Genomic DNA, 25,313 nt, shown 5'->3' with positions numbered 1-25,313 from the left:
CACCTTCAGCCAAGCAGATCTCGATGAGATCGCCGCCCGCCTCAACGGCAGACCTCGACAGACCCTGGGATGGAAGACACCCTCAGAAGTGCTCGACGAGGTGGTGCATTGACCCCTTGAGACCGCCTTACTTCTCGGAACCATAAGCCGTAGTCGTTGGACTTCTGCGGGAGGGGTTCGTAGCGTCGCCGCCATGGAGCAGCGCAGCCTCGGGAACCGCACCGTCTCAGCCATCGGCCTCGGTGCGATGCCCATGTCCATCGAGGGCCGGCCCGACGAGGAGCGGTCCCTCGCCACCATCCACGCCGCGCTCGACGCCGGCGTCACCCTCATCGACACCGCCGACGCCTACCACCGCGACGCCGGCGAGGTCGGCCACAACGAGGCGCTCATCGCCCGCGCGCTGGAGCGCTGGGGCGGCGACACCTCGCAGGTCCTCGTCGCCACCAAGGGCGGCAGCCTGCGCCCCGGCGACGGGACCTGGTACCAGGACGGCCGCCCGGAGCACCTGAAGGAGGCCGCCAAGGCCTCCGCGAAGCGCTTGGGCGTGGAGGCGATCGGCCTCTACCAGTTCCACCGCCCCGACCCGGACGTCCCCTACGCGGAGTCCGTCGGCGCGCTGCGCGACCTGCTCGACGAGGGCGTCATCCAGATGGCCGGGATCTCCAACGCCGACGTCGCCCAGATCGACGAGGCGAACGAGGTCCTCGGCGGGCGCCTGGTCTCGGTGCAGAACCAGTTCTCGCCCGCCTTCCGCTCCAGCCTCGGTGAGCTGGAGCACTGCGCGCGCCTCGGCATCGCGTTCCTGCCGTGGAGCCCGCTGGGCGGCATCTCCAACGCCGCCGAGCTCGGCAGCCGGCACGCCGCGTTCCAGCGCGTCGCCGACGCCCACGGCGTCAGCGTGCAGCAGGTGGCGCTGGCCTGGGAGCTCGCCCTCGCACCGGTCGTCATCCCGATCCCCGGTGCCTCGCGCCCGCAGAGCACCACCGATTCCGCCCGCGCCGCCGAGCTGACGCTCACCGCGGAGCAGGTCGCCGAACTGTCGGAGGCGTGAGCGTGAAGACCGTCCCCCTGGGCACCAGCGGCCTGCAGGTGCCGAACGTCGTCCTGGGCCTGATGCGCATCGCCGACATGAGCGACGAGGACATCAGGACCCTGTGGTCCACCGCCCGCGACGCGGGCATCACGTTCATCGACCACGCCGACGTCTACGGCCGTGAGCTGCACCGCTGCGAGCGCCGGTGGGCCGAGGCCGTCCCGATGAGCTCCTCCGAGCGCGACGCCGTGACGATCCAGACCAAGTGCGGCATCGTCCCCGACGGGCCGTACTTCGACTTCTCGTACGAGCACATCGTCTCCTCGGTGGACGGCTCGCTGGAGGCGCTGGGCACCGACCGCATCGACGTGCTCCTGCTGCACCGCCCCGACGCGCTCGTCGAGCCGGACGAGGTGGCGCGCGCGTTCGACGAGCTGCACGCGGCCGGCAAGGTCCGCGCGTTCGGCGTCTCGAACCACACGCCCGGGCAGATCGAGCTGCTCAAGCGCTCGGTGCGCCAGCCCCTCGTGGCGAACCAGCTGCAGCTGTCCATCACCCACGCCCCGCTGATCGCCCAGGGCGTCGCGTCGAACATGCAGGGCCTGGACCAGTCGATCGCCCGCGACACCGGAACCCTGGACCACTGCCGCCTGAACGACATCACCGTGCAGGCGTGGTCGCCGTTCCAGGCGGGCTTCTTCACCGGGGTGTTCCTGGACGACCCGGAGTTCCCCGAGCTGAACGCGGTCCTGGACCGGCTCGCGGAGAAGTACGGCGTGCCGCCGCTGGCGGTCGCCACCGCGTGGATCACCCGGCACCCGGCGGGCATGCAGGTGGTGCTGGGCACGACGAACCCCGAGCGGGTCGCCGCCGCCGCGCAGGGCTCGGACCTGCCGCTGACCCGCGCGGAGTGGTACGAGCTGTTCCGCGCCGCCGGGTACACCGTGCCCTGACGCGCGCACCGGTCCGCGGGCGCGTCAGCCGACGCGCTCGCGGACCGCGGCCTCCACGGCCGCGAGGTGCTCGTCGGCGTGCACGGCGCGGCCGGTGCCCACCGGCCACGGCACCTCCAGCTCCAGCCAGCTCGTGCAGCCGCCGTGCTCGGGTCGGCGCACCAGGCGCACCGGCTCGGGCAGCTCCACGGCCCGCACCACCAGCGCGGTCAGCTGGTGGCGGGGCCGGAAGTCCACCCGCGAGGAGCGCACCGACGCGCTCGTCCACACGTGCAGGTCCTCCAGCTCCTCCACGCGCTCGGGGCGGGCCACCGGCACCACGGCCACGACCTCCGCGCCGGCGCGCACCAGCAGCTCCTCCCCCGGGGCGTGCGCGGCGTCGGCCGCGCCGAGGGGCAGCAGGTCGCGGTGCTCGGGCCGCACCGACTCGGCGTGGCTGTGCGCCACGGTCGGGAAGAGCACGAACCGGGAGGCGCCCACCGCGAAGCGCTTCTCGTGGATGCCGCCCTTGCGCAGCAGCAGCGCCTGACGGCCCTGCAGCAGGGCGTGCACGACCGCGCCCCACTCCTTCAGCGCCGGGGTGGTCGCGGTCACGGCGGGAGCGTTCAGCCGGTGACGAGCTGCAGGCGGCGGGACTGGTCGGAGGCGAACTTGCGCTCCGGGTCCACCGCGTCGCGGACCTCGCGCCACGCGGGCAGGTCCGGGTACATCTGCGCGAACCGGTCGGCGGTGGTGCGCGAGTCCTTCGCCAGGTACAGCCGGCCGCCGGCCTCCAGCACCATCTCGTCGAGACGGTCGCACAGGGCGTCCAGGCCGGGCTTGACGGGCAGGTCCACCGCGAGCGTCCACCCCTTGCGCGGGAACGACAGCGGCGCGTCGTTGCCGTCGCCGAAGCGCTTGAGGACGTTCAGCGCGGAGATGTGCCCGGACTCGACGATGGCCTCCATGCTGGCCCGCAGGACGTCGGTGCGGTCCATCGGCACGACGAACTGGTACTGCAGGAAACCGCGCGGGCCGTAGGCCCGGTTCCAGTCCGCGAACAGGTCCAGCAGGTGGTAGAACTGCGTGATGTTCTGCACCACGCCCTGCTGGGTGTGGGCCTTGCGGTAGTAGAACTCGTTGAGCGCCTTGGCCGTCAGCCGGTTGAGCATCCCCGGCGGGAACACGTCCGGGAAGGTCGCCAGCTGCGGGGCGTCGAACTTCAGCGGGTCCTTGCGCAGGTTCGCGGGCAGGTCCTCCAGCTTGGCGGAGGAGCCGCGCAGCAGGAAGCCGCGGCCCATGTGGGCGCCCTTGGTGACGGAGTCGAACCACGTCTTGGAGTACGTGTAGTTCTCGTCGTTCCTCGTCAGCCGCTCGAGCATCTCGTCGAAGTCGGGCGCCTGCTCGACGTCGGCGATGAAGTAGGACGTCTCCACGCGGTCCAGGCGGATCTTCGCGCGCAGCACCACGCCGGTCAGGCCCATGCCGCCGGTGGTGGCCAGGAACAGCTCGCGGTCCGGGCCGTCGGGGGTGAGGGTGCGGACCTGGCCGTCGGCGGTCAGCAGGTCCAGGGAGAGCACGTGCCGGGTGAAGGTGCCCTGGGTGTGGTGGTTGCCGCCGTGGATGTCGGCGCCGATGGCGCCGCCCACGGTGACCTGGCGGGTGCCCGGCAGCACCGGAACCCACAGCCCGTGCGGCACGACCGCGCGCAGCAGCTTGTCCAGCGAGCAGCCGGCGTCCACGTCCGCGACGGCGGTGTCCACGTCGATGTCGTGGATGCGGTCCAGCGCCGTCATGTCGATGACCAGGCCGCCGGCGTTCTGGGCGGGGTCGCCGTAGCTGCGGCCCAGGCCGCGGGCGATCACGCCGCGCGGGCCGGCGGTGCGCACCGCCTCGGCCAGCACGTCCAGGTCCGCGGTGCGCAGGACGGTCGCCGTCGTGGGCGCCGTGCGGCCCCAGCCGGTCAGCCGCGCGCTCGAGCGGGAGGTGCCGCCCGCCGGCGCGGCGGCCGGGCGGTCCAGCACGGTCTTCAGGCCAGGGATGCTCACCACGCGCACGAGCCTAACCCGCGGCCCCGACGCCACCCCCCGCGCCACCGGGGACCGCGCACCACCCGGTGCGGTCGGGGTGGGCCACCCGTGTGACGCGGGCTCCAGGGCGGGCGCGCGGGAGCCGACGCAGCGGAGGTGATGCAGGACAGGACGCCCGCCCCCGCGTGGCTGCGGGCCGTGGCGGTGGTCGCGGCCGTCGCCGCGCTCCTGTCCACGCTGCCCGACCCCGCCTCCCGCACCGGTGCCGTGGCGTACCTGGTGCCCGTGGCGCTGGCGTTCGCGCTCACCGCGCTGGCGGTGCCGCGGGTGCCCCGCCCCCGGCGCGGGCCGTGGTGCTGGCTGCTGGCCGGGCAGCTGCTCTACCTCGTCGGCGAGAGCACCCTGGCCGGGCTGCAGCTGCGCGGCAGCGAGGCGTGGCCCACCCCCGCCGACGCCGTCTACCTGCTGGCGTACGTGCCCGTGACCGTCGGCCTGCTGGGCCTGAACCGCCAGCGCGGCGGCGCCTCCCACCGCGGCAGCCTGCTGGACGCGGGCGTGGTGACGCTCAGCGCGGCGACGCTGTTCGGGGTCTTCGTCGTGCTGCCGCTGGCCACCGACAGCACGCAGGGCGCGCTGGCCCGCGTCACCAGCGCCGCCTACCCGATCGCCGACGTCGTGCTCGTGCACCTGCTGGCCCGCATGGTCACCGGCCCCGGCGCGCGCACCCGCGCGTTCTGGTTCCTGGCCGGCGGCACCGCCGCCACCGTCGTGGCCGACGTGGCCTGGACCGTCGTGCAGCACCGCACCGGTGGTGACGTCGCCCCCCGCTCGCTGAACGTGCTGTGGCTGTCCTTCTACCTGAGCATCGCCCTGGCCGCGTTCTCCGCCTCCGCCCCGGCGCTGGCGGAGAAGAAGCCCGCCGGCACCGGGGGGCTGACCCCGCTGCGCCTGGTCGTGCTCGCCCTGGCCGCCGCGCTGCCCTCCGGGGTGCTGGTCCTGCTGGCGCTGACCGGCGGCACCACCCCGGTGGCGTGGCTGGCGACCGGCTCGGTGCTGCTCATCGCCCTGGTCGTGGCCCGCATCTGGGACCTGCTGCAGCAGGTGCGCAGCCAGGCCGTGCAGCTGGCCGCCCTGGCCCGCACCGACCCGCTGACCGGCGCCGCCAACCGCCGCACCTGGGACCACGAGCTCTCCCGCGCCTGCGCCACGGCGCGCGCGCAGGGCACCTCGTTCCTCGTCGCGCTGCTGGACCTGGACCGCTTCAAGGCCTTCAACGACTCCCGCGGGCACCAGGCCGGCGACGAGCTGCTCAAGGCCGCCACCGCCGCCTGGACCGAGGCCCTGGCCGGCGACGGGTTCCTGGCCCGCTGGGGCGGGGAGGAGTTCGCCGTCCTGCTGCCCTTCACCACCGACCCGGCCCCCGCGCTGGCCCGCGCCGACGCGCTGCGCGCCGTGGTGCCGCACGGGCAGACCTGCTCGATCGGCACCGCCGGCTGGGACGGCGTGGAGGAACCCGCTACCGTGCTGCGCCGCGCGGACGCGGCCCTGTACTCCGCCAAGACCGGTGGGCGCGACCGCCTCGTGCACGACGGCCCCGCCACCGCGGCGGCCGGGGCCACCGGCCCGAGCACCCCGGCGACCGGGGCCACCGCCAGGAGGACCACGTGAACCGCTCCCGCACCCGCGGCCTGGGCACCGCCGCGATCGCCCTCGTGGCGACCCTGCCGCTGTGCGCGGTCGCGACCGCGGGAGCCGGGACCACGAGCCCGGCGGGCACCCTGCTGTACCTGGTGCCCGTCGCCGCGGCCGTCGCCCTGATGGCCGTGGCCGTGCACCGGATCCCGCTCGCGCGGCGGCGCCCGTGGCGCTGGCTGCTGGGCGCGCAGGTGATGTACCTGCTGGGCGAGCTGCTGTTCGCGGTCCTGGACCTGGCCGGCAACGAGAGCTGGCCGACCCCCGCCGACGCCGTCTACCTGCTGGCGTACGTGCCCGTGACCGTCGGCCTGCTGAGCCTGAACCGCCAGCGCGGCGGGTCCTCCCACCGCGGCAGCCTGCTGGACGCCTGCATCGTCACGCTCAGCGCAGCCACCCTGTTCGGCGTCTTCGTCGTGCTGCCCATCGCCACCGACAGCACGCAGAGCGCACTGGTGCGCGTCGTCAGCACCGCCTACCCGGTCGCCGACGTGCTGTGGGTCTTCCTGCTGGTCCGCATGGTCACCGGCCCCGGCGCGCGCACCCGCGCGTTCTGGCTCCTGGCCGGCGGCACCGCCGCCACCGTGGTCGCCGACGTCGGCAACAACGTCCTGCAGCTCGTCGACGGCGGGGCGAGCACCCCGCTGTGGATGAACCTGCTGTGGCAGTGCTTCTACGTGCTGTACGCCCTGGCCGCGAGCACCGAGTCCGCCTCCCGCCTGACGGAGAAGAAGCCCACCGAGGGCGCCGGGCTGACCGTGCCGCGCCTGGTGCTGCTGGCCGTGGCGGCCGTGCTGCCCTCCCTGGTGCTGGTGGGCCTCACCGTCGGCGGGCGCGCCACCCCCACGGGGTGGCTGGCGACCGGCTCGGTGCTGCTCATCGCCCTGGTCGTGGCCCGCATCTGGGACCTGCTGCAGCAGGTGCGCAGCCAGGCCGTGCAGCTGGCCGCCCTGGCCCGCACCGACCCGCTGACCGGCGCCGCCAACCGCCGCACCTGGGACCACGAGCTCTCCCGCGCCTGCGCCACGGCCGCCCGCACCGGCGAGGGGCTGTACGTCGCGCTGCTGGACCTGGACCGCTTCAAGGCCTTCAACGACTCCCGCGGGCACCAGGCCGGCGACGAGCTGCTCAAGGCCGCCACCGCCGCCTGGACCGAGGCCCTGGCCGGCGACGGGTTCCTGGCCCGCTGGGGCGGGGAGGAGTTCGCCGTCCTGCTGCCCTCGCGCGACGAGGACGGCACCCTGCGGCGCCTGGACTCCCTGCGCGCCGTCGTCCCCCACGGGCAGAGCTGCTCCGTCGGGGTGGCCCGCTGGGACGGGGCCGAGGAACCCGCCTCGGCGCTGCGCCGCGCCGACGAGGCCCTGTACGCCGCCAAGACCGGCGGGCGCGACCGCCTCGCCGCCGCGCCGGAGCTGCGACGGCCGAGGGCGGCCGGGCGGCGGCCGGTGGCAGACTCGCGGCCGTGAGCACCCCCGCCCCCGCCGGCCGCACCCGCAACGACGTCGCCCGCCTCGTCGACCACACCCTGCTCAAGCCCGAGGCGACGCGGGCCGACGTCCTCGCCCTGTGCGTGGAGGCGCGCGAGCTGGGCGTCCTGGCGATCTGCGTGTCCCCGTCGATGCTGGACGTGGCCCGCGGCGAGGCCGTCGAGGGCCAGGTCGTCGCCACGGTGTGCGGGTTCCCCTCCGGCAAGCACACCAGCGCCCTCAAGGCCGCCGAGGCGGAGGCCGCCGTGCGCGCCGGCGCGCACGAGGTCGACATGGTCATCGACGTGGGCGCCGCGCTGGCCGGGGAGTTCGACGCGGTGCGCGCCGACGTCGCCGCCGTGCGCGCCGCCGTCCCCTCCCCCGGGGTGCTGAAGGTCATCGTGGAGTCCGCGGCCCTGCCCGACGACGTGCTCGTCGAGGTGTGCCGCGCCGCCGAGACCGCCGGCGCCGACTTCGTGAAGACCTCCACCGGGTTCCACTCCACCGGCGGCGCGAGCGTGCACGCCGTGCAGCTCATGGCCGCCACCGTCGGCGGGCGCCTCGGCGTCAAGGCCAGCGGCGGCATCCGCGACACGGCGAGCGCGCTGGCGGTGCTCGACGCGGGCGCCACCCGGCTGGGACTGTCGGGGACGGCGGCCGTGCTGGCCGGCCTGGACGGCTGAGCCGGACCACCGAGGCGGTACCGGAGCGGAGGGGGACGACGTGGACGAGGACGCGGTCGCCGGGGCGGGCACGGAGCCCGGCCCGGGCGGGGACGGCGGCATCGAGTGCTGGCTGACCGACATGGACGGGGTGCTCGTCCACGAGGAGCGGGCGCTGCCCGGCGCGGCGGACTTCCTGCAGCGCCTGGCCGACACCGGCCGGCGGTTCCTGGTGCTGACGAACAACTCCATCTTCACCCCGCGCGACCTGGCTGCGCGCCTGGCGCGCAGCGGCATCACCGTGCCGGAGGAGTCCATCTGGACCTCCGCCCTGGCCACCGCCGACTTCCTGGCCCGGCAGATGCCGCAGGGCTCGGCGTACGTCATCGGCGAGTCCGGGCTGACCACGGCGCTGCACGAGGCCGGGTTCATCCTCACCGACACCTCGCCGGACTACGTGGTGCTCGGCGAGACCCGGACGTACTCCTTCGAGGCCATCACCCGGGCCATCCGGCTCATCGAGGGCGGTGCGCGGTTCATCGCCACCAACCCCGACGCCACCGGCCCCTCCGCCCAGGGGCCGCTGCCGGCCACCGGGTCGGTCGCCGCGCTCATCACCCGGGCCACCGGCGCCGAGCCGTACTTCGTCGGCAAGCCGAACCCGATGATGTTCCGCTCCGCCATGAACCGCATCCAGGCGCACTCGGAGACCACGGCGATGGTCGGCGACCGCATGGACACCGACGTCGTCGCCGGCATCGAGGCGGGCCTGCGCACCTACCTGGTGCTCACCGGGTCCACGCGCGCGGAGCAGGTGGAACGCTTCCCGTTCCGCCCGCACCGCGTCGTGGACTCGGTGCGCGACCTGGTGCCCCTGGTGTGAGGAGCCGACCCCCGGCGCCGGAGGCTCCTCAGCCCTCTGCGCCGAGGACGTGCGCCATGACGCGGTGCCCGCGCGCCTCGGCGGTGCGGCTCTGCCGCTCCAGGCTGCGGGCCAGCAGCAGGTGCGCGTACCCGTCGGCCGGGGCGCGGCGCACCAGCTCGCGCGCCTGCTCCTCCGCCTTGCCGAGCATCGCCGCCCCGAAGTAGGAACGGGCGAGGAGCTCACGCAGGGCGCGGTCGTCGGGGTTGCGCGTCAGCAGGGGTTCCAGGGTGGACACCGCGTCGGTGAAGCGGCGCTCGCCGAACGCGGTGCGGGCCGTCTCGAAGCTCAGGAGGTCGACCATCACACGCTCCTCAACCCCGCGCGCCGCCGGCCGATTCCACCGGACGGGCGGGCCGTCCTCGAGGGCGCCGCGCCGGCGGCCGGTGCAGACCGGTGCGACGTGGACGGCGGTGCGGGCGGCCACCGGGGCGCTCCTGCCCCAGGGGCGCCGGCTGCCCGAGGACGTCTGGCGGCGCCGGCACCGCGTCCTGCTGGTCCTGGCCGCGGCCCAGGGGCTGGCCCTGCTGCCGCTGGGCCTGGCGCTGGGCCACCCCGCCGCCCGCGTGCTGCTCCTGGTCGCCGTGGTCCTGCTGCCGCTGCCGGTCGCGCTGCCGCCCCGGTGGGGCCGCGCCGCGACGTCGGCGGCGGCCACCGCGAGCCTGTTCGCCGCCTCGGCGGTGCTGGTGGACCTCACCGGCGGCCTCATCGAGGCGCACTTCCACTTCTTCGTCATGGTCGGCGTCGTCGCGCTCTACCAGGACTGGGTCCCCTTCGGGGTGGGGCTGGGCATCGTCGTCCTGCACCACGGCGTGCTGGGCACCCTCGTCCCGCACAGCGTGTACGCCCACCACGGCGCGATGGCCCACCCGTGGCGGTGGACGCTGCTGCACGCCGGTTTCGTCCTCGCCGCCAGCTGCGCGCACCTGGCCTCCTGGCGGTTCAACGAGCAGCAGGGCCTGCAGGACCCCCTGACGGGCCTGGCCAACCGCATCCAGGTCGGCGAGGTCCTCCAGCGGGCCCTGGCCGAGGGTGGACCCGCCGCCGTCGTGGTGCTGGACCTGGACGGCTTCAAGGCGGTCAACGACGTCCGCGGCAGCGCCGTCGGCGACGAGGTGCTGCGCACCACCGCCCGGCGGCTGCGCGCCGCCGCGCGGGCCGGGGACCGCGTGGCGCGCCTGGACGGCGACGCGTTCGCGGTCGTCCTGACCGGCGGGCACGGCGAGAGCGCCTCCCGGGCCGCCGAGCGGTTCCTCACCGCCGTGCGCGGACCGGTGCCCGCCGGTGGCCAGGAGCTGACCGTGCGGGCCAGCGCCGGCGTGGCCGACAGCGCAGCCCTCAGTGCCGGGGAGCCCGTCGGGGACGGCACCGAGCAGCTCCTGCACCACGCCGACCTCGCCCTGCAGGAGGCCAAGTCGCTCGGCGGTGACCGCGCCGTCACCTACGCGCAGGCGATGGGGCGGGCAGCGGCCCACCGCGCCCAGCTCCTGGAGGACCTGCGGGGCGTGGTGGGACGCGGCGAGCTGGAGGTGCACTACCAGGCCACGGTGGAACTGGACGGCGGGGGGACGGAGGGCTTCGAGGCCCTGCTGCGCTGGCACCACCCGGTGCTGGGCACGGTCCCGCCGCTGGAGTTCGTGCCGCTGGCCGAGAGCAGCGGGCACATCGCGGAGATCGGGACGTGGGTGCTGCGCACCGCCGCGCAGCAGACCGCGCAGTGGTCGCGCCGGCACGGGCGGCCGGTCACCATCGGGGTGAACCTCTCGGCGGTCCAGCTCGCCGGGGACGAGGTCGTCGACGTCGTCGCCGGCGCGCTGCGCGACTCCGGCCTGCCGGCCCGGCAGCTCACCCTGGAGATCACCGAGAGCCTGCTGGTGCACGACTTCGCCGGCACCGCGGCGCGGCTGGAGAAGCTGCGCGCCCTCGGCGTGCGCATCGCCATCGACGACTTCGGCACCGGCTACTCCAGCCTGTCGTACCTGCGCCGGCTGCCGGTGGACATCGTCAAGATCGACCGGTCCTTCGTGGGCGACCTCACCGGCGGGGGCTCGGCCACCACGCTGGTCGCCAGCATCGTGGAGCTGGCCCGCAGCCTGGGCCTGGACGTCATCGCCGAGGGCGTGGAGACCGAGCAGCAGGCCGGGACGCTGCGGGCGCTGAACTGCGCCCTGGCGCAGGGGTACCTGTACGCGCGGCCGGTCAGCGCCGGTCAGGTGGTCCTGGCCGGCGCCGGACGCCCCGCCGAGGGCACCGCGGCGACGCGCTGACCCCCGGGCGCGGGCTCAACCGGCGCGGGCGGCGCGCCGATGCACCGCGTGGAGCCTTCGAGCAGCGGAGGAACGGGGCGCGCCGGTCGGCGCGCCGGCCGTGACGACCCGATCGGAGGCTGCGGTGGCGCTGAGCAACCGCGTGACGCTCGCCGTGTTCTTCGGCCTGGGCGGCCTCCTGCTGCTGCTGATCGCCGCCTGCCCGGTCTGGGCCGGCGTGGACCGCCCGGCGACCGCGGCGCTCGGTGTGCTCGCCTCGGCCGTGGCGGCGGGGCTGGTCCGGGCCCGCCGGTTGCCGGACGCGCCGATGCACGTCCTGCTCGGTGCCGGCACGGTCGTCATCGCCCTGGCGGTGCGGGCGGTCGGCGACGGCGCCCCCGCCACGGCGGTCGCCACGTTCACCGGCTGGGTGGTCGTCTACGGGGCGCTGTTCCTGCCGCGGTCCCGGGCCGCCGTGCACTCCGTGGCCGCGCTGGCCGCTGCCTCCGCGGCCCTGGGCGCGGGCCAGCCGGCCGGTTCCGCGGCGCTGCACGTGGCGCTGCTGGTGAGCATCACCGCCACCTCCGGAGCCGTCGTGGGGGTCCTGACGCGCCGTGCGCGCGTGCTGGCGACCACCGACGCGCTCACCGGGCTGCTCAACGAGACCGGGCTGGCCGAGGTCGTCGCCCGCGACCTGGCCGGGGTGGACCTGGACGCCCCGGGGGTGCTGGTGCTGCTGGACCTGGACCGCTTCGGGGAGCTGAACCAGGCCCTGGGCCGCGGCGGCGGCGACGAGCTGCTGCGGCAGGTGGCCCGCTCCTGCGCGCGCTGGGCCGGGCGGGGCGGGACCGTCGCCCGCCTGGGCGGGGACGACTTCGCGCTGTGGCTGCCCCGGCTGCCCGCGGACCTGCGCGGCTGCTCCCCCGCCGAGGTGCTGCAGCGGGTCGTCGAGGCCGCCGAGTCGCACGGCACCAGCCCGTTCGAGGTGGCCGGCATCCGGGTCGACGTGGACGTCACCGCCGGCGCCGTCCTGGCGCCCCTGCACGGCACCGACCCCGGCACCCTGCTGCAGCGCGCCGACACCGCGCTGCACGCCGCCCGCCGCGCGGACCGCGCGGCGCTGGTGTGGGAACCGGGCATGGACGAGCACACCGCCGACGGCGTGCAGCTGCAGGCGCAGCTGCGCACCGCGGTGGCCGAGGGGCAGCTGCGGCTGCACTACCAGCCGCTGGTCGAGGCCCACGGCCGGCGGGTGCGGGGCGTGGAGGCCCTGGTGCGCTGGCAGCACCCCACCCGCGGCCTGCTGGCGCCGGGGGCGTTCCTGCCCGAGGCCGAGCGCACCTCGGTGATCGTCGCGCTGACCGACTGGGTGCTGGGCGAGGCCCTGGACCAGGCGGCGGCGTGGCGGCGCGAGGGGCGCTCGCTGCGGGTCTCGGTGAACCTGTCCGCCCGGCTCGTCGCCCACGACGGGCTCGTGGAGCAGGTGCGCGCGCACCTGGAGCGCAGCGGCGTGCCCGCGCACCTGCTGGTGCTGGAGGTCACCGAGTCCGCGGTGACCACCCAGCCGCGGCGCGCGGCGGCCGTCCTGGCGGAGCTGCGGGCGCTGGGGGTGCGCACCGCGCTGGACGACTTCGGCACCGGCTACACCAGCCTGGCGATGCTGCAGGACCTGCCCTTCGACGAGCTGAAGGTGGACCGCCGGTTCGTCGCCGGCGCGCTGCGCGGCGGCGGGGACGAGGCGATCGTGCGCGCCGTGCTGGAACTGGCGCACCGCCTCGGGCTGGAGGTCGTCGGCGAGGGCGTGGAGGACGAGGGCACGCGCCGGTTGCTGACCGAGCTGGGCTACGACCTGCTGCAGGGGTACTTCTTCAGCCGCCCGGTGCCGGCCGGGGAGGTGGCCGGGCTGGACTTCACCCCCGCCCCGGCGGCGGTCGCGGTGCCCGCCCCGGCGGCCGAGGTGCTGCGGGCCGGTTCCGCCGAGCGGCACGCCGAGGCCGCGGGCACGGGCGACCCGGTCCTGCAGGAGCTGACCGCGGTCGCCGCCCGCGTGGCCGACGTGCCCGTGGCCATGGTCACGCTCGTGGGCCGCGACGAGCAGCACGTGCCGGCCGCGGTGGGCCTGGCCCCGCACCGGGTGCCGCGCGAGCAGGGGTTCTGCCACCACGTCCCCGGCGACGACCTCGTCGAGGTGCCGGACGCGGCGGTGGACGCCCGCTTCCGCGACCTGGGGTACCTCGTCCAGGGCCTGCCCGTGCGCTTCTACGCCGGGGCGCCGGTCACCGACGCGGCCGGCCGGGCGCTGGGCACGGTGTGCCTGCTGGACCACCGCCCGCGCACCCTCACCCCCGGCCAGCGCGACGTGCTGCGCGCCCTGGCCCGGGCGGCGGGGGGCCGCCTGGCGTCCCTGGCCGCGAGCACCGCCGACGCCACCGGCTGAGGGCGCCTCACGCCCAGCCGAGCTCGTGCAGGCGCTCGTCGTCGATGCCGAAGTGGTGGGCCACCTCGTGCACCACGGTGACGCGGACCTCCGCCACCACCTGCTCGCGGTCCTCGCACACGGCCAGGGTGGGGCGGCGGAACACCGTGATGCGGTCCGGCAGCGCACCGGCCGCCCACCACTCGCCCCGCTCGGTCAGCGGGGTGCCCTCGTACAGGCCCAGCAGGTCGGGCCCGAACCCCTCCGGCGGGTCGTCCTCGACGAGGACGACGACGTTGCTCATCGCCCGGGCGAGCTCCTGCGGGATCTCGTCGAGGGCGTCGGCGACGGCGTCCTCGAACTCCTCGCGCCCCATCCGCACCACGGCGGCAGTCTCGCAGCGCCCTCAGCAGCAGCGGGAGGAGACCGCGCCGGCGCGGGCGTCGGCGCGGCGGCGCTCGAACTCCCGCCGCGACAGCGGCGGGTGCCCGTGGGCGGCGCACTCGGCCAGGTACCGCTCCCAGCGGGAGCTGCCGTCCACCTCCCGCAGGTACCAGCGCAGCCCGCGCACCAGGTCCCCCACCGCGGCGTCCCTCACCGCAGGACCTCCTCGCGCCCGGCGGCCTCGCGCCTCTCCTGCGCGGTGGGGAACAGGCCCGCGGGTTCGCGCAGCCGGGACGGCACCGCCGGCACCTCGGTGGTGGGCAGGGACCCGGCGCGCAGGGCGCTGGCCACGACGACGGCGGCGTTGACGGCCACGACGATCACCAGCAGCGCGAACACCGCCTGCAGGACCCCGTTGACGGTGGAGTTCGTGACGACCTGCTGCATCTGGCCGGCGTCCCGGGCGGCGCCGAGGAGCCGCCCGGCGTCCATCGCCTCGCGGTAAGCGTCGGCCTGGGCGAAGTACCCGATGGCCGGGTTGTCGGAGAACACCTTCTGCCAGCTCGCCGTCATCGTCACCACCAGGTCCCAGGCGAGCGGTACCGCCGCCACCCAGGCGTAGCGGGCGCGGCCGTGCTTGACGAGCAGCGTCGTCACCAGGGTCAGCGCGATGGCCGCGAGCAGCTGGTTGGCGATGCCGAACAGCGGGAAGAGCTGGTTGATGCCGCCCAGGGGGTCGGTGACCCCGGCGTACAGGAAGTACCCCCAGGCGGCCACGACGACGGCGCTGGCGATGAGGTTGCCGGGCCGCCACGACAGGTCGCCGAACCGCTTCCACACGTTGCCGACCGTGTCCTGCAGCATGAACCGGCCCACGCGGGTGCCGGCGTCGACGGCGGTGAGGATGAACAGCGCCTCGAACATGATCGCGAAGTGGTACCAGAACGCCTGCAGGCCACCGCCGAACGCGGAGTGGAAGATCTGCGAGATGCCCAGCGCGAGGGTGGGGGCCCCGCCGGTGCGCGAGACGATGTCCTCCTCGACCGCCTGCGCCGTCGCGGTCAGCGTCTCCGGCGGGGTCGTGATGCCGATGCCGGCGAGGAACTGCGAGGCGGACTCGGCGGTGCCGCCGGTGGCGCCGGCCGGGGAGTTCATCGCGAAGTAGACGCCCTGGTCGATGACGGAGGCGGCGATGAGGGCGCTGATGGCGACGAAGCTCTCCATGAGCATCCCGCCGTAGCCGATGAGGCGGACCTGGCGCTCCTTGGCGATCATCTTCGGCGTCGTGCCGGAGGCGATGAGCGCGTGGAAACCGGACAGGGCGCCGCAGGCGATGGTGATGAACACGAAGGGGAACAGCGAGCCGGCGAACACCGGCCCGTTCCCCTCGCGGGCGAACGTGGTCACCGCGTCGTTGGCCAGGACGGGGCGGGCGATGAGCAGGCTGACGGCCAGCAGCACGATGACGCCGACCTTCATGAACGTCGACAGGTAGTCGCGCGGGGTCAGCAGCAGCCACACCGGCAGCACCGAGGCGACGAACCCGTACACCACCAGCGCCAGGACGAGCGTCTCCTTGCTCAGCGTCAGGCTCTGCGCCAGGCCCAGCTGCTCGACGTAGCCACCGCCGACGATGGCCGCCAGCAGCAGCACGACGCCGATGCCGGTGGCCTCCAGCACCCGGCCGGGGCGCAGGTAGCGCAGGTACAGGCCCATGAACAGGGCGATGGGGATCGTCAGGGCGATCGAGAACACGCCCCACGGCGACTCGGCCAGGGCGTTGACGACGATGAGCGCCAGCACCGCCAGGATGATGATCATGATGGCGAAGACGGCGACCAGGGCGGCGACGCCGCCGACGAGGCCGATCTCCTCGCGCACCATCTGCCCCAGGCTCTTGCCGTCGCGGCGCATCGAGAAGAACAGCACCGTCATGTCCTGCACGGCCCCGGCGAAGATGACGCCGACGACGATCCAGATCGTGCCGGGCAGGTAGCCCATCTGCGCCGCGAGCACCGGTCCCACGAGCGGGCCGGCGCCGGCGATGGCGGCGAAGTGGTGCCCGAACAGCACCCGGCGGTCGGTGACCTCGTAGTCGACGCCGTTGTGCAGGCGCTCGGCGGGCGTGGCGCGCGAGTCGTCGGCCCGCAGCACCCGGTAGGCGATGAACCGGGCGTAGAACCGGTAGGCGATCGCGTAGGACGCCAGTGCGGCGAACAGGATCCACAGCGCGTTGACGGACTCCCCGCGCGCGATCGCCAGCACCGTCCAGGAGACGGCGCCGACGATCGCGACGAGGCTCCAGACGGCGACCGAGCGGGCGGTGGGCCGGCGGCGGGTGCCGCTGTCGTTCGGGGTGGGCACAGCGGTGGACACGACCGCCTCCTCGCGGGACGTCCGGGTGGTTGCCGCCCGATCATCACCGCGGGTGGCCCCCCTGTCACCTCGGCGCGCCCACCACCCCCCGTCCGGCGGTGATCTTGCACGCTTGAATGCTCAACCGTGCAAGATCACCACAAGGGTGGGGGCGGGGGTGGGTGGGGCGGGCGCCGAGGCGGGGACGAGGGGTCAGGCGCGCAGGCCGGAGAGGAAGGCGTCGATCTTCACGCGCAGCTCCTCGGCCAGGCGGGACAGGCCCGTGACGTCCTGCGCACCGCCCCAGCTGCCGCCGCCGTCCACGGCCGCCCGAACGCCGTCCACGAGGCCGTTCATCTCCGCCACCGTGGCGCTGATGCCGGTGATGGCCTGCGCCGCCCCCTGCGCCTGCGCCCGGATGCTCGCCACCTGCGCCGAGACCTCCTCGGTCGCCCGGCCGGTCTGGTCGGCCAGCTCCTTGACCTCGGCCGCCACGACCGCGAAGCCGCGACCGGCCTCCCCGGCGCGGGCGGACTCGATGGTGGCGTTCAGGGCCAGCAGCCGCGTCTGCCCGGCGATGCTGTTGATGACGGAGACGACCTGCTGGATCTCCTCCGAGGCCTGCGTCAGGGCCTGCATGGTGCCGGACGCCTGGTCGGCCTCCGCGCTGGCGGCCGACGCCGCCGTGGACAAGCCCTGCGCGGAGGCGCTGAGCTCGGTGGAGGCCGTCGCCACCTGCTCGGCCACGCCCAGGACGTCGGCCTCGAACGTGTCGGCCAGGGCGAGGCGCGAGTCGGCGGCGGCGGCGATGCTGCGGGCGTCGCGCTGCATGGCGGCCCGCCCGGCGTCGATGAGGGAGGCGCTGCCGCGGTAGGCGCCGCGCAGCCCGCCGGGCAGCAGGCGGCGGTGGTAGCGGCCCTCGGAGGCGGAGCTGAGCACCGCACCGGCCTCGCGGACGAAGGCGTCGGAGACGTCCAGCGCGCGGTTGACGCCCTGCACGAGCCCGGCGAGCCGGGGGTCGTCCTCGCAGCCGGGCACGCCGGCCACGCGCGCCTCGGAGTCGCCGGCGGCGGCGGCCTCGCACACGCGGGTCACCTGCTCGACCAGGGCGCGGTAGCGGGCCAGCTCGTCGGGCGCTGCGCCGCCGGCGCGCCCGCGACCGAGGAGGCCCCGCCTGCCGGTGCTGCTCATCTCAGGCCTCCACGTCGGGGATCAGGGACCACACGAACTCGTCGTAGTCGACGCCGCGCTCGGCGAGCCGGGCCGCCAGCAGTGCGCTGCCGGCCTCGGCCGCCGCCCGGCCGGTGCCGTGGCGGGACTCCTCGGCCAGCAGTTCGCGGTACAGGGGCTGGACCGCCTCCACTCCCGCGCGGGCGGGCCGGCGGCGGTTGGAGTGGTAGCCGACGACCTTCCCGCCCGGCCCGAAGGAGGGGGTGACGTGCGCCAGCACCCAGTAGTTCGCGCCGTCGGCGGCCAGGTTGTTGACGTAGGCGAACAGCTCCCGGCCGGCGGAGACGGTGTCCCACAGCAGCTTGAAGACCGCCCGGGGCATCTCGGGGTGCCGGATGAGGTTGTGCGGCTGCCCGACGACCTCGTGCAGCTCGTAGGCGCCGACGCGGCAGAAGACGTCGTTGGCGTACGTGATGACCCCGCGGGTGTCGGTCTTGGAGACGATGAGCTCGTCCGCCCCGAAGGTCCGCTCCTGCCCCGTGGGCCGCACCGCCGCCCTGCTCACCCGGGACGTGCCCGTCGTGCTCACCATGTCGTTCCCCCGCTCCGGCAGCTCCCTGCCCGGCTGCTCAGGGAGGAGCATCGGCACCACGGTGCGTGACTTGAGGTCGGGCGCGTCACCCGTCCGGGGGTGCGGCACCGCGCGCCGGTGGCCCGCGGTGCTCGACGGCGTCCGGGTGGACCGCCGGGTCGTGGCAGGATCGCCCGGTGCGATTGGCTGAGCAGCTCGACGGCAAGCGCCTCCTCTTGACCGGCGTGACCGGTTTCATCGGCGAGGCGCTGCTGCAGCGGATCCTCGTCGACGTCCCCGGCGCCTCGGTGCTCGCGCTGGTGCGCCCGAAGCCGGGCCAGAGCGGCGAGGACCGGATGCGCTCGCTGCTGCGCAAGAAGATCTTCGCCGCGGCCGGCGACCCCGACGACCTGCTGAAGACGCGCGTCGCCGTCCTGGAGGGCGACCTGGCGGACGTGCCGGAGCTGCCCGGCGACCTGGACGTGGTGGTGCACTGCGCCGGCGACGTCTCCTTCGACCCGCTGATCCAGGACGCCTTCACCACCAACGTGCTGGGCACCAAGGGCCTGGTGGAGCGCACGCTGGCCGCCAGCCGCCCGGACGCCCCCACCCACTACGTGCACGTGTCCACCGCCTACGTGGGCGGGCGACGGCGCGGCGAGGTCCCCGAGCGCGCGGTCCAGCACGACGTGGACTGGCGCACCGAGCTGGAGTCCGGCCTGCGGCTGGCCGCCCGCATCGAGGAGGACTCGCGCCTGGACGCGCAGCTGCGCGAGTTCCTGCGCGCCGCCGAGCGCGACCACGGCCGGGCCGGGCCGCTGACGGTGGCCGCCGACGCCGAGCGCCGCCGCGTGGAGTGGGTGAGCGAGCAGCAGAAGGCCGCCGGCAAGGAGCGCGCCCGCACCCTGGGCTGGACGGACTGCTACACGTTCACCAAGGCGATGGGCGAGCGGTTCGTGGAGGAGGTCGCCGCCCCGGTCCTGCCGACGACGATCCTGCGCCCCAGCATCGTGGAGTCCGCGCTGGTCCACCCGCACCCGGGCTGGATCGAGGGCTTCAAGATGGCCGAGCCGATCATCCTGGCGTACGGCAAGGGCGAGCTGACGGAGTTCCCCGCCGCGCCGGACTCGGTGCTGGACGTCGTCCCGATCGACCACGTCGTCAACGCGATCCTCAAGGCCGCCGCGACGCCGCCGCCGCTGTCGCAGCCGGCGTACTACCACGTGTCCTCCGGCAACCGGAACCCGATCACGTTCCGCGGGCTGTACGAGCACGTGCGCGCCTACTTCGTCGAGCACCCCTTCGACTCCTCCCCCGAGGTCATGCCGACGTGGGAGTTCCCCGGGCAGAACAAGGTGGAGCGCAAGGTGCGCGCCGGTGAGCTGCTGACGAGCGCCGGCAACCGCGCGCTGATGCTGGCGCCGCGCTCGGAGCGGGTGCGCCGCGCCTCGCGCAAGCTGGACGCCGCGCGCCGCGAGGTCGAGTTCGCCCGCCGCTACATGGACCTGTACAAGGCGTACACCGAGGCGGAGCTGCGCTTCGTCGACGACAACACCCTGGCGCTGCACCGCTCGCTGGACCCCGAGGACGTCGAGCTGTGGGGCTTCGACACCGCCGTGGTCGACTGGCAGGCCTACTGGCGCGACACCCACTGCCCCAGCGTCACCGGGCAGATGCGCAAGTACGAGGAGATCCGCCGCCGCCGCAAGGCGGCCGAGGCCACCGGCGGCCCGCGCGAGCTGAAGCCGGCCGAGCCCGGCGCCGCGCCGGTGCTGGCGGTCTTCGACCTGGCCGGCACGCTGCTGCCGGGCACCGTGGTGGACACGTACCTGACGCTGCGGTTGTCGCAGCTGGACGCCGCGGCCCGGGTCGCGGAGTTCGCCCGCGTGGTGCGGCACCTGCCGGGCTGGATCGCCGCCGAGCGCCGCGACCGCGGCAGCTTCCTGCGCTCGCTGTTCCGCGGCTACGCCGGCGTGGACCTCGACGCGCTCGAGGCGCACGTGGACGACGTGTTCGCCCCCCGCTTCCTGCAGCAGGTGTCCTCGGACGCGCTGCGGCGCATCCAGGCGCACCGGGACGCCGGGCACCGCACGATCCTCATGACCGGCGACGCGCGGGTGGTGACGCGCCCGCTGGCGGGGTTGTTCGACGAGGTGGTGTGCACCGACCTGGAGGAGGAGACGGGGCCGGACGGGCGCCGGCGCGCCACCGGGTTCCTGACCTCCCCGCCCGTGGTCGGCGAGGCGCGCGCGGCGTGGCTGCGCCGCTACGCCGAGGTGGAGGGGGCGGACCTGTCCGCCAGCTACGCCTACGCCGACTCCCACCCGGACGTGCCGCTGCTGCGGGCCGTGGGCAACCCCACCGCCGTCTCGCCGGACGTGTCGCTGTTCCGGGTCGCGCGCGCGGCGCGCTGGCCGGTGGCGGACTGGGCGGCCTCGTCCCCCGGGCGGCGCCTGCGCGTGCCGCAGCAGGTGCTGGCCGGCACCGACTGACCGCTGTCCCGGCCCGGCCCGCCGCCCCGGCGCGGGCCGGGCGCTGCGCGGGGCCACCGGGCGGTCCGCTCGGGGCGTGGGAAGATGCGCGGGTGCGCCCGTCACGAACGCCGAACGCGCCCGGAGCCGTGCGCGAGGAGGTCCCCGGATGACGATGCTGATGGGTGAGGACGGTCCCGGCCGCCTGGTGCGGGCCTTCCCGCTGGCCCGGCGCCGCGCCGGTGGTGGCGCGGCCGGCGGATCGGGCGGCGGGCCCGGCGGTCCGGGCGGGGGGCCGCGCAAGGTGCACCGCAACGACTGGGTGCGCTCGCGGCCGGCGTCGGCCGTGCGGGCCGGCCTGCAGCGCGCGGTGCTGACGCCGCTGATGCGCGCGGAGCTGCGCATCGACGTGCGGGGCGTGGAGGTCCTGGACGGCATCGGCGGTCCGGCCGTGATCGTGGCGAACCACTCCTCGCACCTGGACACGCCGGTGCTGCTGCACGCCCTGGGGGCGCGGCGCCGGCGCCGGGTCGCGGTGGCCGCCGCGGCGGACTACTTCTTCGACGTCTGGTGGCGCTCGGCCCCCTCGGGCCTGGTGATCGGCACCTTCCCGCTGGAGCGGCGCGGCGGGCGGGGCGCCAACGCGTCCTCGCAGCTGCTGGCCGACGGCTGGAGCCTGGTGCTCTTCCCGGAGGGCGGGCGCAGCTACACCGGGCAGATGCGCCCGTTCAAGAAGGGTGCGGCGTACCTGGCGCTGGAGGCCGGCGTGCCGGTGGTGCCGGTGGCGCTGCGCGGCACGTACGAGGCGATGCCGCCGCGGCAGAACTGGCCGTCGAAGGGGCGCCCGCGCATCGGCGTGACGTTCGGGGAGCCGCTGCACGGCCGACCGGGTGAGCGGGCGGGGGACTTCACCCCGCGCATCGAGGAGGCCGTGGCGAAGCTGCTCGCCAACAGCTGAGCAGCCCCTCGCGGCGGTGACCTCGGTCACAGCGCGAGGGCCCGCCCCGCACGACGCCGCGCCCGCGAGGGCGCCGCAGGCGACGAGACGGTGTACGTACGGCTTCGGTCTTGTTACGGTCGGCAGGTTCCCGAGGCCGTTCGGGAGCCCGACGCGAGGACACGCCGAGTCCTGCCCGCCCCGCGCCGGAACACCAGACCACCGGGCAGGAGCGGGGGACCCATGGTTCCTCGGACGCCCGCCGCGCGCGGTGGGGGTCCTCGGGGTGAAGCCGCCTGCGGGCGGCCGGGCCACCACCTTCGGCCCGAACCCGACAGCTCACCTCGCAGGCGTCGGAGGTCCCCATGTCTGCGCTGTCCTTCCGTCGTACCCGCACGTCCGCTCGCGCCCTGCGTCGGGGGCTGCTCGCCACCGCCGCCGCCGGTGCGGCCGGCGCCGCGATCCTCGCTCCCGCCACCGGTGCGTCCGCCGCACCGGTCTCCGAGTGGGACCGCCTCGCCCAGTGCGAGTCCAGCGGCAACTGGAGCATCAACACCGGCAACGGCTACTACGGCGGGCTGCAGTTCAGCCCCAGCACGTGGACCGGCTTCGGCGGCGGGCAGTACGCCGCGCGCGCCGACCAGGCCACCCGCGAGCAGCAGATCGTGGTCGCCGAGCGCGTCCTGGCCCGGCAGGGCTGGGGCGCCTGGCCCTCCTGCTCGCGCCGCCTGGGCCTGAGCGGTGCGGCCGACCCGGCCGGCGCCGAGCAGGCGCTGCTGCACCCCGCTCCCGCGCCGGCTCCCGCGCCGGCCCCGGCTCCCGCACCCGCCCCGGCGCCCGCGCCCGTCGCCGTCGCGGCCGCCCCGGCGCCCGCACCGGCCGTGCGCACCTACACCGTGCAGCCCGGCGACACCCTCTACCGGATCGCGGTGAACAACGGCGTGGCCGGCGGCTACGTGAACCTGTGGAACGCCAACCGCGGCGTCATCGGCGACGACCCGGCCCGCATCGTGGTCGGCTCGGTGCTCGTCCTGCCGTGACCCCGGTGCGGTCCCCGCGGGACCGCACCCTCCCGGAACCCCCCCGGCGCCGCGCGCGCCGGGGGGTTCTGCGCGTCCAGGGGGTTCCGCGAGCCGGGGACCCGCGCCAGGCTGGGGGCGTGGGGAGCCCGTGGGAGCTGACCGTCGTGCACACCGCTGACCTGGGCCCGCGGCGGCTGCGCGAGGTGCGCCTCCTGCTCGACGACGCCTTCGCCGGGGACTTCGACGACACCGACCTCGACCACGCCCTGGGCGGGCTGCACGTGCTGGCCCGGCTCGACGGCGCCCTGGCCGGCCACGCCGCCCTGGTGCAGCGCTCCCTCGTCGTCGGTGCCCGGCCGTTGCGCGCCGGGTACGTGGAGGCCGTCGCGGTGAGCCCCGCTCAGCGCCGCCGAGGGCTGGGCTCGGCGTTGACGGGCGCCGTGGAGGACCTGGCCGCGCGCGCCCACGACGCGGTCTTCCTCGGCGCCTCCGACGAGGGCGCGCGGCTGTACCGCTCGCGCGGCTGGCGGGTGTGGAGCGGACCGACGGGCGTGATGACCCCTGAGGGGGTGCGCGCCACGCCCGACGACGACGGCGGCGTCCACGTCCACGACCCCGCCGGCGCGCTGGACGTCACCGCCCGGCTGCTGTGCGACTGGCGCTGCGGCGACGTGTGGTGAGCACCGGCGGGGTGCGCGGGGTCAGCCGACGCCGAACGCCTCCTTGACGGGGTCGATCGCGAAGTACAGGACGAACAGGGCGGCCGTCAGCCACATCAGCGGGTGCACCTGGCGGGCCTTGCCGCGCGCGACCTTCAGGACGACGTGCGCCACGAAGCCCGCGCCGATGCCGGCGCTGATGGAGTAGGTGAACGGCATCAGCACGATCGTCAGGAACGCGGGCAGCGCGATCTCCACGTCGTCCCAGTCGATGCCCTTGACCTGCGTCATCATCAGGAACCCGACGACGACCAGGGCGGGGGTGGCGGCCTCGTAGGGCACGATCGCCACGACCGGCGCCAGGAAGGTCGTCAGCAGGAACGCCACCCCGGTGACCACGCTGGCCAGGCCGGTGCGCGCGCCCTCCCCCACGCCGGTGGCCGACTCGATGTAGCTGGTGTTGCTGGAGACGCCGGCGGCGCCGCCGGCGGCGGCCGCGAGCGAGTCCACGACGAGGATGCGCCGCGTGCCCGGCGGGTTGCCCTCGGCGTCCAGCAGGTCGCCCTCCTTGCCGATGGCGACCATCGTCCCCATCGTGTCGAAGAAGTCGGCCAGCAGGAGCGTGAAGACGAGCAGGACGACGCTGACGACGCCGATGCGCTCGAAGGAGCCGAGCAGCTCGAACTGCCCGAGCAGCGAGAAGTCCGGGGTGTCGACCCACGAGTCCGGCAGCGCCGGCACGTTCAGGCCCCAGGCGCGCGGGTCGCGCACCTCCCCGTCGGCACCGGTGCGCGGGCCCAGCCGGGCGATCGACTCGACGACGACGGCGAGCACGGTGGCGGCGACGATGCCGCCGAGGATGGCCCCGCGCACCCCGCGCGCCATGAGCACGATCATCAGCAGGAGCCCGACGACGAAGACGAGCGTGGGCCAGCCGTTGAGGAAGCCGCCGATGCCCAGCTCCAGGGGGGTGCCGGCGCCGGAGCGCACGAAGCCGGCGTCGACGAGGCCGACGATGGTGATGAACAGGCCGATGCCGACGCTGATGGCGGTCTTCAGCTGCGCCGGCACGGCGTGGAAGACGGCCTCGCGGAAGCCGGTCAGGACGAGGACCAGGATGATCAGACCTTCCAGGACGACCAGCCCCATCGCGTCCGCCCACGTCATCCCGGGCAGCGCGGCGACGCCGAAGGCGACGAACGCGTTCAGGCCCAGGCCGGTGGCCAGCGCCAGCGGGTAGTTGGCGACGACGCCCATGAGGATGGTCATGACGCCGGCGACGAGCGCGGTGGCCGCGGCGACGGCCGCGAGGTCCGGGGCGTCCCCGCCGCCGAGGAAGGAGCCGGTGCTGTCCGGCTGGGTGCCGATGATCAGCGGGTTCAGCACGACGATGTAGGCCATCGTGAAGAACGTGGCCAGGCCGCCGCGGACCTCGCGGGCGACGGTGGAGCCGCGTTCGGCGATCCGGAAGTACCGGTCCAGCGCTGAGCGCCGCTGGGCGGGTTCGGTGGGGGTGGCCATGAGCACCTCGGGCGTTCTCGTGCGGGGGGCGGCGTGCGGCCGCGACGTCGAGGCCGGTGCGGATCCTGCCAGAGCCGGCGCCGCGGCCGGGAACGTCCGCACGGGCCGTCGGCGGCCCGCGACGCTCAGTGGCTGGTGGTGCCGCGGCGCGACTCCAGCACGGGCTCGACGAGGTTCTCGACGACGAGGCCGGTGACGACGGCGTCCACCGCGGCGTGCAGGACCTCCACGACGCCCTCGCCGCGGTGCCAGGTGCGCGGCGGGGCGCCAGCGCCGGTGGCGTTCTGCAGCGTCTGGTCGACGATGACCCGGGTGAGGGTCTGCGCGACGTCGGCGCGCACCCGGAGCAGGCCGCTGGCCCGCCACACCCCGCGCAGGGCGCCGAGGGCGGCGGAGGTGGCGACCTGCGCGGCGAGCGTCGCCGCGGCGGGGTGCTCGTCGTCGCCCGGGTGGCGGCCCAGCAGGATGAGCAGGGTGCGGCCCGGCACGGCGGAGGCGGGCCGGCCGGTGATCGCGCGCTCGGCGCGCTGCGCGGCCGCCGTCGCCGCTGCTCCCACGAGCCCGCCGAGCACGCCGCGGGCGGCGGCCCGCGCCAGCACCGCCGGGCGCGTGCCGTCCGCCTCGGTGATCGTCAGCCCCACGGCGCCACCCTGCCCGGCCCCGCGCTCCCCCGCCACCGCACCCCCTCCCCCCGCCGGGGGGGGGGGGGGGGGGGGGGGGGGGGGGGGGGGGGGGGGGGGGGGGGGGGGGGGGGGGGGGGGGGGGGGGGGGGGGGGGGGGGGGGGGGGGGGGGGGGGGGGGGGGGGGGGGGGGGGGGGGGG

Annotated in this window: 22 protein-coding genes, 1 pseudogene and 1 riboswitch; of the genes and pseudogenes, 13 read left to right on the top strand and 10 right to left on the bottom strand. The window is 75.5% G+C overall.

Annotated elements, in window-relative coordinates:
• From ACRYR9_RS14905 to ACRYR9_RS14895, 3 genes and pseudogenes are all read left to right on the top strand, one after another.
• A pseudogene (locus ACRYR9_RS14905) lies at window positions 1-112 on the top strand (IS30 family transposase); the annotation flags it as partial.
• An 81-nt stretch (window positions 113-193) separates the two neighbouring features.
• Window positions 194-1,054 carry an aldo/keto reductase gene (locus ACRYR9_RS14900; RefSeq protein ID WP_432493310.1) on the top strand — a complete coding sequence of 287 codons (861 nt, stop codon included), beginning with the start codon at window positions 194-196 and terminating at the stop codon, window positions 1,052-1,054.
• A gap of 2 nt (window positions 1,055-1,056) precedes the next feature.
• Window positions 1,057-1,989 (top strand): aldo/keto reductase, encoded by a 933-nt coding sequence (locus ACRYR9_RS14895; RefSeq protein WP_432493312.1) that lies wholly within the window; start codon window positions 1,057-1,059, stop codon window positions 1,987-1,989.
• Between the two features lie 24 nt (window positions 1,990-2,013).
• Here ACRYR9_RS14895 and ACRYR9_RS14890 read toward each other — a convergent pair whose 3' ends face one another.
• Together ACRYR9_RS14890 and ACRYR9_RS14885 are read right to left on the bottom strand one after the other, a co-directional pair.
• Window positions 2,014-2,583: a DUF1802 family protein gene (locus ACRYR9_RS14890; RefSeq protein WP_432493314.1), complete on the bottom strand. Its 570-nt coding sequence runs from the start codon at window positions 2,581-2,583 to the stop codon at window positions 2,014-2,016.
• Window positions 2,584-2,594: 11 nt separating this feature from the next.
• Window positions 2,595-3,989, bottom strand: coding sequence for an FAD-binding oxidoreductase (locus ACRYR9_RS14885; protein WP_432493420.1), 1,395 nt, complete (start codon window positions 3,987-3,989; stop codon window positions 2,595-2,597).
• A gap of 168 nt (window positions 3,990-4,157) precedes the next feature.
• On the opposite strand from ACRYR9_RS14885, the gene ACRYR9_RS14880 reads away from it, so the two are divergent.
• The 4 genes from ACRYR9_RS14880 to ACRYR9_RS14865 all read left to right on the top strand — a co-directional run bounded on the left by ACRYR9_RS14880 (window position 4,158) and on the right by ACRYR9_RS14865 (window position 8,701).
• Window positions 4,158-5,666: a GGDEF domain-containing protein gene (locus tag ACRYR9_RS14880; RefSeq protein WP_432493422.1), complete on the top strand. Its 1,509-nt coding sequence runs from the start codon at window positions 4,158-4,160 to the stop codon at window positions 5,664-5,666.
• Entirely contained in the window at window positions 5,663-7,156 is a 1,494-nt protein-coding gene (locus ACRYR9_RS14875) for a GGDEF domain-containing protein (RefSeq protein WP_432493316.1), read from the top strand. The genes ACRYR9_RS14880 and ACRYR9_RS14875 overlap by 4 nt, the downstream gene beginning before the upstream one ends.
• Window positions 7,153-7,839, top strand: a complete 687-nt coding sequence (deoC, locus tag ACRYR9_RS14870; protein WP_432540199.1) for a deoxyribose-phosphate aldolase — start codon at window positions 7,153-7,155, stop codon at window positions 7,837-7,839. The genes ACRYR9_RS14875 and deoC overlap by 4 nt, the downstream gene beginning before the upstream one ends.
• Before the next feature lie 121 nt (window positions 7,840-7,960).
• Window positions 7,961-8,701, top strand: coding sequence for an HAD-IIA family hydrolase (locus tag ACRYR9_RS14865; RefSeq protein WP_432493424.1), 741 nt, complete (start codon window positions 7,961-7,963; stop codon window positions 8,699-8,701).
• A 28-nt stretch (window positions 8,702-8,729) separates the two neighbouring features.
• Here ACRYR9_RS14865 and ACRYR9_RS14860 read toward each other — a convergent pair whose 3' ends face one another.
• On the bottom strand, window positions 8,730-9,044 hold the full coding sequence (locus tag ACRYR9_RS14860; RefSeq protein ID WP_432493320.1) for a tetratricopeptide repeat protein: 315 nt from the start codon (window positions 9,042-9,044) through the stop codon (window positions 8,730-8,732).
• 109 nt (window positions 9,045-9,153) lie between these two features.
• On the opposite strand from ACRYR9_RS14860, the gene ACRYR9_RS14855 reads away from it, so the two are divergent.
• Both ACRYR9_RS14855 and ACRYR9_RS14850 read left to right on the top strand, forming a co-directional pair.
• Window positions 9,154-11,007 (top strand): putative bifunctional diguanylate cyclase/phosphodiesterase, encoded by a 1,854-nt coding sequence (locus ACRYR9_RS14855; RefSeq protein ID WP_432493322.1) that lies wholly within the window; start codon window positions 9,154-9,156, stop codon window positions 11,005-11,007.
• A 124-nt stretch (window positions 11,008-11,131) separates the two neighbouring features.
• Entirely contained in the window at window positions 11,132-13,423 is a 2,292-nt protein-coding gene (locus tag ACRYR9_RS14850; protein WP_432493324.1) for an EAL domain-containing protein, read from the top strand.
• A gap of 7 nt (window positions 13,424-13,430) precedes the next feature.
• Here the strand turns inward: ACRYR9_RS14850 and ACRYR9_RS14845 are convergent, their stop codons facing one another.
• From ACRYR9_RS14845 to ACRYR9_RS14825, 5 genes are all read right to left on the bottom strand, one after another.
• On the bottom strand, window positions 13,431-13,778 hold the full coding sequence (locus tag ACRYR9_RS14845; RefSeq protein WP_432493426.1) for a metallopeptidase family protein: 348 nt from the start codon (window positions 13,776-13,778) through the stop codon (window positions 13,431-13,433).
• 30 nt (window positions 13,779-13,808) lie between these two features.
• Window positions 13,809-14,000: a YbdD/YjiX family protein gene (locus ACRYR9_RS14840; protein WP_432493326.1), complete on the bottom strand. Its 192-nt coding sequence runs from the start codon at window positions 13,998-14,000 to the stop codon at window positions 13,809-13,811.
• A complete protein-coding gene (locus ACRYR9_RS14835; RefSeq protein WP_432493328.1) occupies window positions 13,997-16,162 on the bottom strand; it encodes a carbon starvation CstA family protein in 2,166 nt (721 codons plus the stop codon). Before ACRYR9_RS14835 ends, ACRYR9_RS14840 begins: the two co-directional genes overlap by 4 nt.
• A gap of 192 nt (window positions 16,163-16,354) precedes the next feature.
• Window positions 16,355-17,332 (bottom strand): methyl-accepting chemotaxis protein, encoded by a 978-nt coding sequence (locus ACRYR9_RS14830; protein ID WP_432493330.1) that lies wholly within the window; start codon window positions 17,330-17,332, stop codon window positions 16,355-16,357.
• Between the two features lies 1 nt (window position 17,333).
• The gene (locus ACRYR9_RS14825; protein ID WP_432493428.1) at window positions 17,334-17,903 is read right to left on the bottom strand and encodes a PAS domain-containing protein; all 570 of its coding nucleotides are present in this window, start codon (window positions 17,901-17,903) and stop codon (window positions 17,334-17,336) included.
• Between the two features lie 176 nt (window positions 17,904-18,079).
• Between ACRYR9_RS14825 and ACRYR9_RS14820 the strand changes: the two genes are divergently transcribed.
• The 4 genes from ACRYR9_RS14820 (at window position 18,080) to ACRYR9_RS14805 (ending at window position 22,992) form a co-directional block, all read left to right on the top strand.
• On the top strand, window positions 18,080-20,374 hold the full coding sequence (locus tag ACRYR9_RS14820) for an SDR family oxidoreductase (RefSeq protein WP_432493332.1): 2,295 nt from the start codon (window positions 18,080-18,082) through the stop codon (window positions 20,372-20,374).
• Between the two features lie 148 nt (window positions 20,375-20,522).
• Window positions 20,523-21,311 carry a lysophospholipid acyltransferase family protein gene (locus ACRYR9_RS14815; protein WP_432493334.1) on the top strand — a complete coding sequence of 263 codons (789 nt, stop codon included), beginning with the start codon at window positions 20,523-20,525 and terminating at the stop codon, window positions 21,309-21,311.
• 183 nt (window positions 21,312-21,494) lie between these two features.
• Window positions 21,495-21,644, top strand: a riboswitch (cyclic di-AMP (ydaO/yuaA leader).
• 11 nt (window positions 21,645-21,655) lie between these two features.
• A complete protein-coding gene (locus tag ACRYR9_RS14810; RefSeq protein WP_432493336.1) occupies window positions 21,656-22,330 on the top strand; it encodes a transglycosylase family protein in 675 nt (224 codons plus the stop codon).
• 119 nt (window positions 22,331-22,449) lie between these two features.
• Window positions 22,450-22,992, top strand: coding sequence for a GNAT family N-acetyltransferase (locus ACRYR9_RS14805; protein WP_432493338.1), 543 nt, complete (start codon window positions 22,450-22,452; stop codon window positions 22,990-22,992).
• Window positions 22,993-23,013: 21 nt separating this feature from the next.
• Here ACRYR9_RS14805 and ACRYR9_RS14800 read toward each other — a convergent pair whose 3' ends face one another.
• Window positions 23,014-24,492 carry an NCS2 family permease gene (locus tag ACRYR9_RS14800; RefSeq protein ID WP_432493340.1) on the bottom strand — a complete coding sequence of 493 codons (1,479 nt, stop codon included), beginning with the start codon at window positions 24,490-24,492 and terminating at the stop codon, window positions 23,014-23,016.
• Between the two features lie 125 nt (window positions 24,493-24,617).
• The gene (locus ACRYR9_RS14795) at window positions 24,618-25,169 is read right to left on the bottom strand and encodes a hypothetical protein (RefSeq protein WP_432493342.1); all 552 of its coding nucleotides are present in this window, start codon (window positions 25,167-25,169) and stop codon (window positions 24,618-24,620) included.
• Between the last annotated feature and the right edge of the window lie 144 nt (window positions 25,170-25,313).

Origin of the sequence: Kineococcus auxinigenes (genome assembly GCF_050871525.1) — a bacterium.
In the GTDB taxonomy this organism is placed as follows: Bacteria; Actinomycetota; Actinomycetes; order Actinomycetales; family Kineococcaceae; genus Kineococcus.
Note: the sequence above shows the minus strand (reverse complement) of the source record. Positions and strands in the feature narration are given on the sequence as shown.